The organism is Acetobacterium paludosum, assembly GCF_008086595.1.
In the GTDB taxonomy this organism is placed as follows: domain Bacteria; phylum Bacillota; class Clostridia; order Eubacteriales; family Eubacteriaceae; genus Acetobacterium; species Acetobacterium paludosum.
This window is the reverse complement of sequence record NZ_RXYA01000004.1, coordinates 134530-149291: the sequence shown is the minus strand read 5'-3', so window position 1 is coordinate 149291 and position 14762 is coordinate 134530. Positions and strand designations below refer to the sequence as shown.

General features: G+C 40.0%; 11 protein-coding genes. 10 read left to right on the top strand and 1 reads right to left on the bottom strand.

Translation table 11 applies throughout. The features are described 5' to 3' along the window. The first annotated feature begins 121 nt into the window (after positions 1 to 121). The 6 genes from aroB (at position 122) to FZC41_RS05715 (ending at position 7843) form a co-directional block, all read left to right on the top strand. Positions 122 to 1189 (top strand): 3-dehydroquinate synthase, encoded by a 1068-nt coding sequence (aroB, locus tag FZC41_RS05740; protein ID WP_148566444.1) that lies wholly within the window; start codon positions 122 to 124, stop codon positions 1187 to 1189. A 43-nt stretch (positions 1190 to 1232) separates the two neighbouring features. Then, positions 1233 to 2540, top strand: coding sequence for a 3-phosphoshikimate 1-carboxyvinyltransferase (aroA, locus tag FZC41_RS05735; protein ID WP_148566443.1), 1308 nt, complete (start codon positions 1233 to 1235; stop codon positions 2538 to 2540). Then, positions 2512 to 3591, top strand: a complete 1080-nt coding sequence (gene aroC, locus FZC41_RS05730; RefSeq protein WP_148566442.1) for a chorismate synthase — start codon at positions 2512 to 2514, stop codon at positions 3589 to 3591. The genes aroA and aroC overlap by 29 nt, the downstream gene beginning before the upstream one ends. An 18-nt stretch (positions 3592 to 3609) precedes the next feature. Continuing rightward, positions 3610 to 3909, top strand: coding sequence for a chorismate mutase (locus FZC41_RS05725; protein ID WP_148566441.1), 300 nt, complete (start codon positions 3610 to 3612; stop codon positions 3907 to 3909). 14 nt (positions 3910 to 3923) lie between these two features. Beyond that, the gene (locus tag FZC41_RS05720) at positions 3924 to 4169 is read left to right on the top strand and encodes a hypothetical protein (RefSeq protein WP_148566440.1); all 246 of its coding nucleotides are present in this window, start codon (positions 3924 to 3926) and stop codon (positions 4167 to 4169) included. Positions 4170 to 4414: 245 nt separating this feature from the next. After that, a complete protein-coding gene (locus FZC41_RS05715; RefSeq protein ID WP_148566439.1) occupies positions 4415 to 7843 on the top strand; it encodes a pyruvate carboxylase in 3429 nt (1142 codons plus the stop codon). 90 nt (positions 7844 to 7933) lie between these two features. Here FZC41_RS05715 and FZC41_RS05710 read toward each other — a convergent pair whose 3' ends face one another. Then, positions 7934 to 10162 (bottom strand): Ig-like domain-containing protein, encoded by a 2229-nt coding sequence (locus tag FZC41_RS05710; protein ID WP_148566438.1) that lies wholly within the window; start codon positions 10160 to 10162, stop codon positions 7934 to 7936. A gap of 337 nt (positions 10163 to 10499) precedes the next feature. Between FZC41_RS05710 and FZC41_RS05705 the strand changes: the two genes are divergently transcribed. The 4 genes from FZC41_RS05705 (at position 10500) to FZC41_RS05690 (ending at position 14762) form a co-directional block, all read left to right on the top strand. Beyond that, a complete protein-coding gene (locus FZC41_RS05705; RefSeq protein ID WP_170253868.1) occupies positions 10500 to 10931 on the top strand; it encodes an ATP-binding protein in 432 nt (143 codons plus the stop codon). Positions 10932 to 11050: 119 nt separating this feature from the next. Further along, complete coding sequence (locus FZC41_RS05700; RefSeq protein ID WP_148566436.1) at positions 11051 to 11353, top strand: STAS domain-containing protein; 303 nt, start codon at positions 11051 to 11053, stop codon at positions 11351 to 11353. A gap of 11 nt (positions 11354 to 11364) precedes the next feature. Further along, on the top strand, positions 11365 to 13077 hold the full coding sequence (locus FZC41_RS05695; protein WP_170253867.1) for a GH3 auxin-responsive promoter family protein: 1713 nt from the start codon (positions 11365 to 11367) through the stop codon (positions 13075 to 13077). Further along, positions 13074 to 14762, top strand: a complete 1689-nt coding sequence (locus FZC41_RS05690; RefSeq protein ID WP_148566434.1) for a GH3 auxin-responsive promoter family protein — start codon at positions 13074 to 13076, stop codon at positions 14760 to 14762. The genes FZC41_RS05695 and FZC41_RS05690 overlap by 4 nt, the downstream gene beginning before the upstream one ends.

Genomic DNA, 14762 nt, shown 5'->3' with positions numbered 1-14762 from the left:
GATAGATATTACGATAATTAATTTCAGTTATAAGAGCAAGAGTCCGTCTCGTCAAAGACGGATTTTTTAAAATATGAAATTATGATATAATAAACCTCAAGATTTTAAAGGAGCTGAAAGAATGAAGGAATTAGTTTGTAAAACAGAAAATACGCACCAATACCCAATTATTATTGAAAAAGGACTTAAAGGGCGTTTGTCGCAAATGAAAGCCCTTTTTTCACAGTATCATAAGGTTGTTATTATTACCGATAAAAATGTTGCCAAAGAATATTTAAATGATATTGAACGTCAGGTACGCCTTGCCGGTCCAAAGGTCTACAGTATTGTGATTCCCCCAGGAGAACAAAGCAAATGCCTGGAAGAAACGGCAACTATATATGATGAACTCGTTAAGTGCAATATTACCAGAACGGATGCGATACTCACTCTCGGCGGCGGGGTTGTCGGTGATTTAGGCGGCTTTTGCGCGGCAACATACCTCAGAGGGATTGACTTAATCCAAATGCCGACATCTTTATTGGCGCAGGTCGATAGCAGTGTCGGCGGAAAAGTGGGAATTGATTTAGATTATGGAAAAAACCTGGTCGGGGCATTTCATCAACCCCGAGCCGTACTCATTGATCCACTTTTTTTAGAAACTCTGGAAGATCACTTTTTAATGGATGGAATGGGTGAGGTCATTAAATACGGCTGCATCAGCAGCGCCCCTTTGTTTGTTAAATTAATGAGCTACACCTATCATGAAGATCTGATGGAAGATATGGAAGATATCATTGCCAAATGCTGTAAGATAAAACGGGATATCGTCCAGGAAGATGAGCATGAGCAGGGGGTGCGACGGATATTAAATTTTGGACATACCGTCGGGCATGTTGTAGAAACCTATTTTAAATTTAAAAAATATTCTCATGGAGAAGCTGTGGCTATCGGTATGGCTCAAATTACAAAAAAGACAGTGGAAGAGGGAATTTCACAACGGGACACTTATACTAATCTCATTGAACTTTTAGAAGCCTATGGGTTGCCGACCAAGCTGCCAAAGATGCCCTTGGATAAGGTTCAGGAAATTCTGTTTACCGATAAAAAATTTGAAAATGATAGCCTTTATATCTGTGCCTTAGAAAAAATTGGCAAAGCCCAAATCGTAAAAATGCAGAAGCAGCAGGCCATTGAGCTGTTTAGATAATTTAATAATAAGTTTTATGTTATAGAAATAGATGAGGATAAAAATGAAAACTATTGAGATTAGCCCAGAAAAACTAAGCGGCAGACTGGAAATTCCCCCATCAAAAAGTGTGAGCCACCGAGCGATTATTTCAGCTGGATTAGCTAAGGGAAAAAGCGTAATAGCGAATGTTCTGTTATCCAAGGATATGATCGCTACCTGTCAGGCCATGGAAGCTCTTGGTTCAATCATAACGTATCGGGAAGAATTAAATCATCGTTATACTTTAGAAATTATGGGCTGTGACCCTCTTCAATTAAATACGGAATCAATTGATTGTAATGAATCAGGATCAACTCTGCGTTTTATCATCCCAATTTTATTACTTCAGCTACACCGAGCGGTTATCACCGGAAAAGGACGACTGGTAACGCGTCCGATGGATCCCTACTATGATATTTTTAAAGAGAAGTCAATTTATTTCGAACATCTCAAGGACGGACAGGATTTGCCGCTGGCTTTAGAAGGTAAACTAAAACCGGGATCCTATCGATTGAGTGGCGGTGTTAGTTCGCAGTTCATTACCGGATTGCTTTTTGCCCTGCCATTACTTTCAGGGGATTCAGTGATTGAATTGACAACAAAGCTCGAATCGAAGCCTTATATTGATATCACTCTGGATGTTTTAAAATCTTTTGGAATTGAGATTGTTAATGAGAATGATCAACGATTTTACATTCACGGAAACCAGGCCTATTCACCCTGCAATTACCGTGTCGAAGGTGATTTTTCTCAGGGCGCATTTTGGCTGGTTGCGGGAATAATTGGGGAATCGATCGAATGTAAAGATTTGAATCTGACCTCCAATCAGGGAGATAAAGTGATTGTGGAGATACTCAAAGCCATGGGTGGAGATATTCAGGCGCAGTCCGATACGATCGTGGTTAGCAATTCGAAAACCCAGGGAATGATCATCGACGTGTCACAATGTCCGGATTTAGTCCCTATTTTAGGGGTCCTTGGAAGTTTGAGCAAGGGAACAACAACCATTGTTAATGGCGAGCGTCTGCGGTTCAAAGAATCAGATCGACTGATGGCAACGGCAGATGTGATCAACATCCTGGGGGGGAACGCAATTGAAACACGTGACGGTCTGATTATTCAAGGTATTGAAAACTTCATCGGCGGAAGAGTCACGAGTCATAACGATCATCGCATTGCTATGGCTGTGGCAATGGCATCGATTCGATCCGAAAAGAAGATAATCTTGGAGGGGGCAGAAGCAGTGAATAAGTCATATCCGCATTTTTGGGAAGATTTTGAAAGATTGGGAGGTGAAGTCATTGGGATCAACTTGGGGAAACAAGCTTAAACTATCAATTTTTGGAGAGTCTCACGGAGAAGGAATCGGCGCTGTTATTGACGGCCTTCCCGCCGGGATTGATATTGACTTGATAAGAGTCCAGCATGAACTAAATCGCCGGGCAGCCAGAGGAAATCCCTTGGCTACCCCCCGAAAAGAAGGGGATCAGGTCGAAATACTCAGTGGCGTATTTAACGGGAAAACAACTGGAGCCCCTTTGGCGGGGCTGATCCGTAATGAAAATACCCGCTCTGGTGATTATTCAAAAACCAAAGATCTGATGCGCCCGGGACACGCTGATTATGCCAGCAGCATCAGATATAAAGGCTTTCAGGATTATCGGGGCGGCGGACATTTTTCAGGCCGCCTTACCGCACCGCTAGTTTTTGCCGGAGCGATCGCAAAAGAGGTGTTAAGAGCCATTCAGCCAGAAATTTCTATTGGCAGCCGAATTGTTGCTATTGGCGGGATAAAAGATGGTGCGATTGCTCATTGGAAGGAATATCAAGATCTGATAAAAGGATTTAAAAATCCCGCCTTTCCACTCTATACGCCAGACCTCGAAGAAGCAATGAAACACGAAATCATCGCCGCTATGGAAGAACATGATTCCGTGGGGGGAATTGTTGAAGGTTTTGTAACTGGTTTAAAACCGGGCATTGGAAATCCCTTTTTCGAATCCATTGAGAGTCGCCTTTCCAGTTTGTTGTTTTCCATTCCAGCGGTTAAAGGCGTCACCTTTGGTGATGGATTTGAGATAGCGGCTAAGCGCGGTTCTCAGGCGAATGATTTTTTGAGAATAAGCGATCACAAAATTGAAACAGTAACCAATAACAATGGCGGAATAAACGGCGGTATTTCAAATGGCATGCCAATCGTTTTTCAAGTCGCGTTTAAACCCACACCTTCAATCGGAAAAGAACAGCAGACCATCAATTTGGCCGAAAAGAAAGAGGCGCTTCTAAAAATTGAAGGACGTCATGATCCTTGCATTGTGATCAGAGCTTTTCCCGTGGTAGAGGCGGCAACCGCAATTTGTATGGCAGATTTTTTAATATAGAGTGGGAGGAGATTATTTATGGCACTGGAAATAATTCGAAAGACAATTGATGAGATTGATGCTGAAATGCGGGTGCTTTTCGAAAGACGGATGGATTGCATCAAGGCAGTTGCTGAATATAAATACAATAATGATGATGAAATATTCGACCAAAATCGAGAAGAAAGGGTCAAAGAAAAAAATTTGAGCCAGCTTAAAAACAAAGAGTATGCTATGGCCTATGAAGGGTTTATTCAAGAACTGCTGGACAGCAGTAAAGTTTTTCAGAAACAATGGATTAATGATCAAAAACAAAACAAGATAAGCGGTAATGGTTGATGAGCGATCTGCTGATGTTTTTAATCATCGTTGTGATTGTTGTTCCTGGTTATTTTATCGTTAGTCGTATCTCAAAAACTCTATATTCAGGCAATAGTAAAATGGATAAAGCAACCGAAAAGCGTTATGGGTTTCAACGCCTGGAAAATGAGATAAACGAGGCCAAGGAAACAGCTGAAAATTCACCAGAAGAGGCAGTCGAAAAATCAGAAGCCGACCATAAAGAAAATGAGCAGGATTTTGAAAATAATGAAAAGTAAAGATAGCGTAAAATTAAAACTTTTAAAGGTAACGTTAATAGTGCTGTGTATCATACCGAACAATATATGAGAAGTATTAGACCATGGATTGCTATAATTTTGAATATTTTTTTAAAACAATCATGTTTTTTTGAAAAATAACTTTAATAATTGGAGTTGATTATATATAATAACTACAATTAAATTTAGTTTAAAAAATTTATTTAACAATGCATAAAAATGCGTGTAAGAAAGTTGAAGGTAATATGAAGAAATTTAATAAAGTATTAATTGCCAATCGAGGAGAAATTGCTATTCGAATTATTCGAGCATGTCAGGAGCTGGGAATTCACACCGTGGCAATTTACGCCCAGGAAGATAAACTCTCGCTTTTCAGAACAAAAGCAGATGAGTCTTATCTGATAACCGGCACGACCGGACCGGTCGAAGCTTATTTGGATATGGACAGAATTATTACCCTGGCAAAGAAAAAGGAAGTTGATGCCATCCATCCCGGGTATGGATTTTTGTCGGAGAATCCACTTTTTGCGAAACGCTGTGAAGAAGAAGGCATTGTTTTTATCGGTCCTACCCATGAAATGATGGAAAAAATGGGAGATAAAATTCAGTCGAAGATTGTGGCGAAAAGCGTTAATGTTCCCACGATTCCAGGGGTGGAGAAACCCATCACTTCTGATGAGGAGGCCATCGAGTATGCCAAGATAGCTGGATATCCGATTATTCTAAAGGCAGCTGCCGGCGGGGGCGGTCGCGGAATGCGTATTGTTCGAGATGAAAAAGATTTGCTCAAAGAATTTCACTCGGCCACTAGTGAAGCGACTAAAGCTTTCGGTGATGGAACCATTTTTGTCGAAAAATATTTAGAAGAACCTAAACATATCGAAGTTCAAATTTTAGGGGATAATTATGGCAATGTTGTTCATCTCTTTGAAAGAGATTGCTCCATCCAAAGACGACATCAAAAGATTGTGGAATTCACGCCATCGCTCAGTATAACTGAGGAACAGAGGCAGGCAATTTGTAAAGATGCCCTAAAATTGGCTAAAGAAGTAAACTACCGTAATGCCGGAACCATCGAGTTTTTGATGGATAAAAACGGCGACCATTTTTTCATTGAAATGAACCCCCGTATTCAGGTTGAACATACGGTGACAGAATTGGTTACCGGCATCGATTTGGTGCAATCACAAATTTTAATCGCGCAAGGTTTACCCTTGCATTCTGAAGAAGTCGGAATTCCAAGTCAGGATTCCATAAAAACAAGGGGAACTGCAATTCAGTGTCGCGTTACGACTGAAGATCCCAAAAACCATTTCATGCCGGACACCGGACGACTGGATGTTTATCGAACCGGCAGCGGTTTTGGGATCCGGCTTGATGCTGGAAACGGCTTTACCGGAGCGGAAATTTCCCCATACTATGATAGCTTGCTGGTTAAAAGTACATCTTTTTCCAGAAACTTTGAGGATGCCAGACGAAAAGCCGTTCGAGCACTTAGAGAAATGGACATTGAAGGCGTCCAGACGAATAAAGATTTTTTAATCAATGTGCTCCAGCATCCAATGTTTATTCATGGAAATTGCGATACGAAATTTATTGATGATCATCCGGAATTGTTTGATATTGAAGAACAAAAAAGTGAAGGTACAAATGTCCTTCGTTATTTTGGAAATATTATTGTTAACGAAACATTTGGAAATAAACCGGATTTCGATGAACCTTTTATCCCGGAAATTCCGGTGGATACAAACTTCACCGGGACCAAACAAATTTTGGATGAACAGGGACCGGATGGTTTAGTCAAGTGGATTAAAAGCCAGAACAAACTTTTGCTTTGTGATACCACTTTCCGGGATGCTCACCAGTCTATTGCGGCAACCCGGGTCAGAAGTCGAGATATGATTAAAATAGCTCGGGAAACGGCAGCTTTGGCTCCTGATTTGTTTTCATTGGAAATGTGGGGAGGAGCAACCTTTGATGTTGCCTATCGCTATTTAAAAGAATCGCCATGGAGACGGTTGGATGAATTAAGAAAGCGTATTCCCAACCTTTGTTTTCAGATGCTTCTGCGCGGCGCAAATGCGGTCGGGTATAAAAATTACCCGGATAATGTCATCCGTGCTTTTGTTCAGGAATCGGCAAAGAATGGGATTGATATTTTCCGTATTTTCGACTCACTTAACTGGATGGATGGCATGAAAATTTCCATTGAAGAAGTATTGAAAACAGGAAAAGTTGCTGAAGTCAGCATGTGCTATACTGGTGATATCCTGGATGAATCACGAACAAAATACAATTTGGATTATTATGTTAAAATGGCTCACGAAATTGAAAATACCGGCGCTCATATTTTAGCCATCAAAGATATGTCAGGATTGCTAAAACCAGCGGCCGCACATAAGCTGATCAAAACGTTAAAAGAAGAAGTAAAAATGCCGATCCATCTGCATACCCATGACACCACCGGAAATGGCGTAGCTACGGTCCTGATGGCATGTATGGCCGGCGTTGAAATTGCGGATGCCGCCTTTAATGGCATGAGCGGTTTAACTTCTCAGCCAGCGCTTAATTCCATCGTGGCGGCGTTGAAAAACACGCCGAGAGATACCGAATTGAATGAGGATAATCTGCAGTTGCTGTCAGATTATTGGGGAACAACCCGACAGGTATACGGAAATTTCGAATCAGAGATGAAATCTGGATCGACAGAGATTTACAAATACGAAATTCCGGGGGGGCAATATTCAAATCTGAGAGCTCAGGTGGAAAGTTTTGGTCTGGGCCATAAATTTAAAGAAGTTAAAGACAAATATAAAGAAGCCAACCTGATGCTGGGGGATATTGTTAAAGTAACCCCAAGTTCTAAAACGGTTGGGGATTTAGCTATTTTTATGGTTCAAAATGATTTGACCGCTGATAACATTAAAACAAAAGGCAAGGACCTCTCTTATCCTGATTCTCTGGTTGACTTTTATAGCGGTATGATCGGTCAGCCGGAAGGCGGATTTGATCCTGAATTACAAAAAATTGTTTTAAAGGGAATTGAACCGATTACCGTACGACCAGGTGCGTTGCTTCCAGACGAAGACTTTGATGCAATCCGAAAAGAGTTCAAGGATGAATACGATTATGAATTGAATGATCGTGAAGTGCTAAGTGTAGCCTTGTATCCAAAAGTTTTTCGGGAATACTTGGATTTCATTCAGGATTATGGCGATTTTATGCGGATGGAAAGTCATGCTTTCTTCTACGGACTAAATAAAGGCGAAGTCATCGATGTGGAAATATCGAAAGGGAAGCGTCTGATTATTAAATTTGTTAACATGGGAGCTCCGAACGACGAGGGCATGTGCCCCGTTATGTTTGAGGTAGATGGATTCCGCAGAGAAATTTATATTGAAGACAAACGAAGCCTTTCTGCAAAACAAAAGGTGACGATGCTTAAAGCAGATCCAAAGAATAAAAAACAAATCGGATCAGGTATTCCGGGAACGGTCCTTAAAGTACTCGTAAATGAAGGGGATATCGTTGTTAAAAACCAGGCCTTGGTTATTGTTGAAGCGATGAAAATGGAAACAGAAATGGTGGCCAGTGAAGACGGCGTTGTGAAAAGTATTTATGTTTCAGAAGGTCAGAGTGTTCAATCTGGAGAACTTGTTGTTGAAATGGAATAAGTTCATTTTCAACTGGTTTGGGAATAGTGATTAAATAAAAAAAGAGTTGTTGTCTGATGATATTTAATCAGATAACAACTCTTTTAAATTTCAAGAAATGGCGGTAACAGATACGGGAAGGCTCACTGAGGTGGTTGAAGAGCGACCGGCTTCGGTGTTTGTGATTTCCACATAATAATAGGTGGTGCCGGCAGTGTCAGGGGCATTAAAACTATGAGTTTTACCAGTAGCTCCGGGGATTGCCGTTCCGTCGGCGTTGATTGCTTCAGTGCGGGTAAACCATTGGTAGGCTAAGGTTCCGCCGTTATCAACATTGGCCTCCACCGAAAGGGAAACTGGGGAGCCAGCAGTTGTGCCGGAAACGCTTACCGGCTGAGCAGTTATTTTGGGCATTTCAGCCAGCGCCGCGGGGTTGGCCGGATTAGTACTGGTCACAACAATACCGGCCAGCCTGGTAAGCGGATCGGCATTTTCAGCAGTTAAAATGCAATAGTAGTAAACAGTGCCCGGAGTTGAGGATTGATCTGGATCATACGCTGATCCAGTTTCACCATCGAGGGTTGTGTCAACTGTTCCGATTCGTTGGAACCATTGGTAACTCAGCGTTTTACCCTCCGTTACCGTTGCGTCCACAGAGAGTGAAGCAGGGTTGCCATTTAAGTAAATGCGTTGGGAAGTTAGAGCTGAGCTAACCGCAATAACGGGTTGTGATTTCACCGTCAACTGTATCTTTGGTTGAATGTTATCAAAATTGTAATACCCGCCTGGCATGATTAACGTGCCGACATAGGTTGTTTCACCAACTTTTTTATTGTCAGCAGATTCCGGAGTCCAGGTTACTGAACAGGAGAAGGTATCGTTGCTGCCATAGCCACGTACCGTCACACTGATCGGAAGCGTGTAATTTTCGTTATACGCGATGGTTTCAGAAATATTGTTATTGACAGCATCAATGGTATCAATCATTGTTACCGCAGTGATATTGGTTTTAACCGTTACTTTACAGAAATCTGTTTTATCGCCATCCTGAGTTCTGGCAACGATCATGACTTCACCGTTAGAAACTGGGGTAACAATACCATTGCTGACGGTGGCAATTTTCGGATTAGCGGATTCCCAAGAGACCGTTTTATTGGTCGCATTTTCCGGACGAATATCGGCGCTTAATGTCAAAGTGTTACCCATAAAGACATCCGCTTCAACCGGTAAAACTTGAACACTTGTAACGGAAACAGAGTCAGAATCAGCGGGGGTATCAACAGCGGGGGTATCATATTTGGGATTGATAAGATTACTTGAATTACCGGATTCGGCATACCAGGCTGTATTATTGGTTAAAGATGCGGCAGTATTTGATGTGTTTGATGTTCCTGAAGTCTTTGATGCGCTTGATGTTCCGGTGGTGCTTGTCGTGGAAGTTTTTGCGGATATCGTCAGACCACCAGTTGGATCATTGGTCAATGGCGCGGTTGTAATGTTAATGATTCCGGGAGTAATGGTACCGGTAAGATTTGATGCATTATTGGTGGTAGCGCTAGTCACGCTGCCTGAACCGGTAATTTCGACAGGTGCATCAGTACCAAGGGAAGCAATGATTGCGTTGTTGCCAAGTGTCACGGTTGTACCGCCCCCAGCGCCAGTTATAATTAGTGAACCGACATTTGCATTAATGGTCAGCATAACCTTGGATTCCGTTTGTATTTTTTCTACCGCAGCATTGGCTACAAGTGTTGAGCCGGTAGCATCTGGGCCAAAGGTAACTGATTTTGTAGGTGTGTTTAGAATAATATCAGCGATTCCGTTTGCCTGAATGGTTGAAATGGTTCCGCTATCCTGGGAAGTGATGGAAGTACGGCTGGCAGTTTTTTCCACAATCAGGTTTGTAATTTTGCTTTGCTCACTGGCCACAATGGTGCAGGGTGATTTAGCATCAAGGGTGTCAATGGTGGCATCGCCAAGCAGAATGATTTTAACACCTTGTTTATCAACAGTAACCTTTTGGTAGGTGCCATTGTTGAGATAAATGGTATCTCCGCCATAGACAAATAGTTCTCCATTAACATTACAGGACGTAAGATGAATTTCGCCATCAACAATGGAGTCGGCGATGGAAACATTTCCAGTGAAGGTTGCATTTTCAATGGTTACACCGGCAGCGGTAATTTCAGCATTTTTGTACGTTGCCTTCACGGTGTAAGTACCCGCCTCGTTATAGGATTTCATTTCGCTTCCGACTTGGCCACTGTCTCGAAAAAATATAATTGCGGTAAGGAGAACAAGTAAGATAATAATTATAGAAATAAACGGTTTCTGTTTCATGACATTCCTTCCCTCTTTTTTAATGTAGTGTATCGATATACCTACATTAGACTTAGTTTAAGTGGTGTAATTCTACCACATTTTATGGAGAATGTAAATAGAGTGTAAACAACTTGTAAAAGATATTTGCAAGGTTGTAAATGAAAATAAAATAAAGCATCGAAGATATTTCTGACTGTTGACAAATGTTGCTTTTAACGACCGTTATCAATCTTTTTATTAAAGTTATTGGGTGAATAAGCTAGCGTTAAGTGAATGTTAATTAACATTTTATATGATTGCGCAGAAAAAAGGAATATGTTATGATGTAAAGAAATTCATAGATTTGAGGGCTGATATGAAAAATAAAATCATTTTGTCGGCAGATACAACTAATTTAGATGCTCTTTATCAATTTATAAAAGACACTTTAGAGAAAGACTTTATTAAAGGGGTTCAAATTAATGTGTTGGAAATGGTATGCGAAGAAATATTCACAAATATTGCAAATTATGCATATCAGGATCGTGCAAACGATAAAAATAAAGGCGATGTGGAAATTGAGATAGAAACATCAACGAATCAGATTATATTTACTTTCAAAGACAAGGGCACTCCATTTGATCCCCTATCGGTGAAAGAACCAGATATCAACATGACTTTGGATGAACGTGATTATGGTGGCCTGGGGCTGCTTATGGTAAAAAAAAGTGTGGATAAAATTGAATACAATTACCAAAATGACGAGAACATTTTTAAATTATTCAAAACAATAACAAATGTAATTTAATATGAATGAAATATATTAATAATTAAAATTCTATTTGGTAGAATTTTTAATTGATAGTTTGAATGAAAAGCGTAAAGAGTTTGTAACATCAAAAATTTTAATAGAAGATGAGGAGAAAAATGAATATTGAATTTAAAAAAGAAAATGAAAATACGGTAGTGGATATGGAAGGCCGTTTGGATACAAACACGGCACCGGATTTTCAAAAAGAACTGGAAGAGTACTATAATGCACAAGGGTTTAGTTTAATCCTCGATTTTGAGAAATTGGACTTTGTCAGCAGTGCTGGGTTGAGAGTTTTGCTTTTAATACAAAAAAAATCAAAAGCTTTAAGTGGAAATATGATTATAAAAAATGTTAAGCCAGAGATACAAGAGGTCTTTAATATGACCGGATTTTCTGAAATTTTAACGATTGAATGATAGGAATCAACATGAATAAAGATTTTAAGCAGGCGGAAATTTTAGGCGGAATATTTTCCGCTAACGCACAAAAGAGCATTCCGGAAACATTAAAAGAAATGCCTAATGAAAAATTGATACAAAGTTTTTTTGCAATGAAAAAGAATCCTGAAGAAATGCAAAACGCGGTCCTTCAAGATATCTTAAAACATGCACAAAAATCTGAATTTGGTCAAAAAATGGGCTTTTCTGAAATTAAATCAGTTGATGATTTTAAAAAGAAAGTTCCGATTTCAAGCTTTGACGATTATCAATCTTATATTGAAAAGCTCAAAACGGGAGAATCAGACATTCTCTTTAATGGTGAAATGGCCAGCTTTATTGCAACAAGCGGATCCTCCGGGGTCCCCAAATTAATTCCTGAAAGTAAAAATGGCGAATTAGTAAAGGGTCTGGTCTCTCAGATCCGTGCCATTCTATTATTAATGATGGCACCAGAAGTAATGGCTCCCGGTAAAAAGGTTTTAGCCATTGCCAATCCGTCTGAATATGCTAAAACCGAAGGCGGCATTGGTATTGGTTCAGCTTCTGGGCAGGCGGCGAAGGATCTCCCGTTAGAACTTCAGAAAAAAATGGTGTTGCCGGTTGAATTGATCATGGCGAAAGATCTCAGCAATGAAGCGACGGATTATTTGACCATTCGTTATGCTCTTGAAGAAAAAAATCTCGCCGGGGTGGTGTGCAGTAACATTGCTCATTTCAATATTCTGCTAAAAAAAATGAATCAATGGACGGATGATTTATTAGAGGACATTAAGACGGGGCAAATTAATTCAAAAATCAGCATCAATGAAGGCTTGAGAAACAGTCTAGTTGCTAAACTTCAACCGAATCCAGAACGAGCTGAGGAATTGAAAGAAATTTTCAAGAAAAATAAATGTCTGGATGTGTCTTATATCTGGCCGGATTTCTCGGTGGTTTCCTGCTGGATGTCTTCCACCGCGCAAAGAATTGTAAATGATGTAAAAAAACGTTTATCAAAGAATGTTAAATTTTTGGAGTGGGGATACGGAGCCAGCGAAGGAAAGTTCAATATACCGGATAAAGCACAGGACCCAGCAGGCCTCTGTGCTCTTTTTGGTTATTTTTATGAGTTTTTACCTATTGGAGGAGGCCAGACACTTCAAGCACATGAATTAAAACAAGGGGAGTATTATGAACTCATTATCACCTCGTATTCAGGATTATATCGTTATAATATGAAAGATATTGTTTATGTTGAAGAGTTGGATAATCAATCCCCGAGAATCGTTTTTGTATGTAAATCATCAGAAAAGCTTAAACTGGATGATCTTGAATTGATGGTTTATGAAATTGAGGAGACAATTAAAAAAGCCTCTGAACAGCAAAATGAAGAAGTTCGTTTTTATCAGGTTCTGGTGGATGTAATTAATAGCAAACTGGTGTTTATTGTTGAGCCGTTTTCTGATCGCATTCAAAGAGAAAGCTTTGAGTTGACATTAGAAAATATTTTAATGTCTCAAAATAGTGTTTATGAAATTAAACGCAGATCGAAAGAATTTGCGCCACTAGAAATCATGATCATGAAGGACGGATACCGTGATTCTTTGTTTACCCGTACAGTTTTGCCTGGCAAAAACGTGAATCAGACGAAGTTAAAAACAATTGTAAATGAACTTCCAGAGAATGATCAAATATTAAATTGGGCAGGAGGAAAAGGATGATAAAAATAATCCCAAAGCTCGTGTATTCCCTCAATGTGAAAAAGGGATATGAGAAAATAAAAAGGTTTGATGAATTAACAAAAAATGCTCCAGAAGTGAACAAACAGCTGATGTTGGACTTGGTGAAGAGAAATGCCAGCACGGAGTATGGAAAAAAATATCATTTTGATCAGATTGAAACACTGGAAACCTATAAAGAAAACGTGCCATTTTCCACCTATGATGATTATGCACCTTATATTGAACGGATGATTGAAGGAGCAGAAGGTTTGATTACCAATGATCCGATTGTCCATTACGCGCTGACTTCAGGAAGTGTGGATAATCCCAAAAGAATTCCAGTGTCAGAAGATACGGTTAAAAATTATCGGGAATATGCCACGCAGTACAGTTTTGCCATTATCTGCCGTGCCCTGGAAAAAAATTGGAAAAAGTGGAAAAAGGGCCGGGGCTTAAACTTGATGGAAGTTAAATTTGAAACCCTCCCAAATGGTCTGTTTGCAGGGTCAATTTCGGGAAGAGGTGTTTACAGTATAAAAGATTTGCTGTTTCTCATGTTTACATCGCCCAAAGAGGTGGTGTTTCCTAAAGAGATAATGGATTCGAAATACGCGCATCTTCGGTTTGCCTTAACGGACAGATCCCTTTCTTTTATATGTTCAGCTTTCATGACGGCTGTTTCAGACCTTATGAAATATTTGGAAATTAACTGGGAACTTCTGGTTGACGATATTGAAAAAGGAACTATTAATGCAGAGATAAAAATACCGGACGATGTAAAAAAGCAGCTGTTGCAACAAATAAAACCAGATCCTAAAAGGGCAGCAGAATTAAGGGCGGAATTCCAAAAAGGGTTTTCGGATCCGATTATTCCCAGAATCTGGCCGGAATTTAGATTCGTTCATGCCATCGGAAGCGGCGGATTTTCAGTCTATACGGATAAAATGCGCAATTATCTTGGCGATATTCCTATTTATTTTAGTATTTATGCCGCCTCAGAGTCGATAATGGCAATTTGTAATGAAATGGAGTCCCAGGAATTTGTATTAATCCCAGACAGTGCTTTTTATGAATTTATTCCGATGGATCGGGAAGGTGAATCAGAAGAGACTCTGACAATGGATCAGCTTGAGATCGGAAAAGACTATGAAATTATCATTACCAATACCTCCGGTTTTTACCGATATCGCATACAGGATGTAGTTCGTGTCATGGGATGGTATCAAAAATGCCCGAAAATACAATTTGTCTATCGATTAAACCAGATGGTGAGCATTGCCGGTGAAAAAACAACCGAAGAATGTATATCCTGGGCAGTAAAAGAATTTGCAAAAGAGGCGGGCTGCGAACTTGTTGACTACAGTGTTTACGCTGATACGATGATCTCGCCTGGTCGGTATGTGCTGTTAATGGAAACAGCAGAGCGGTTGTCAAAAGATAAACATGATGAATATCGCGAAATAATTGGTGAAAAATTAAGCATCGCTAATCCGTCCATTGGCAAAAAAGTAAAAAGTGGAGTTTTGAGCCACTCAGAAATTACCTTTGTTCAAGAAGAAACCTATGCTTTATATCGGGATTTAATGATCCATCGGGGGATTTCCGGTAATCAGTTAAAGCCTGTTCGTGTGATCGACACACTGATTAAAGAAAATTTCTTTTTTGCATTGGTTGACAAGGAGTAA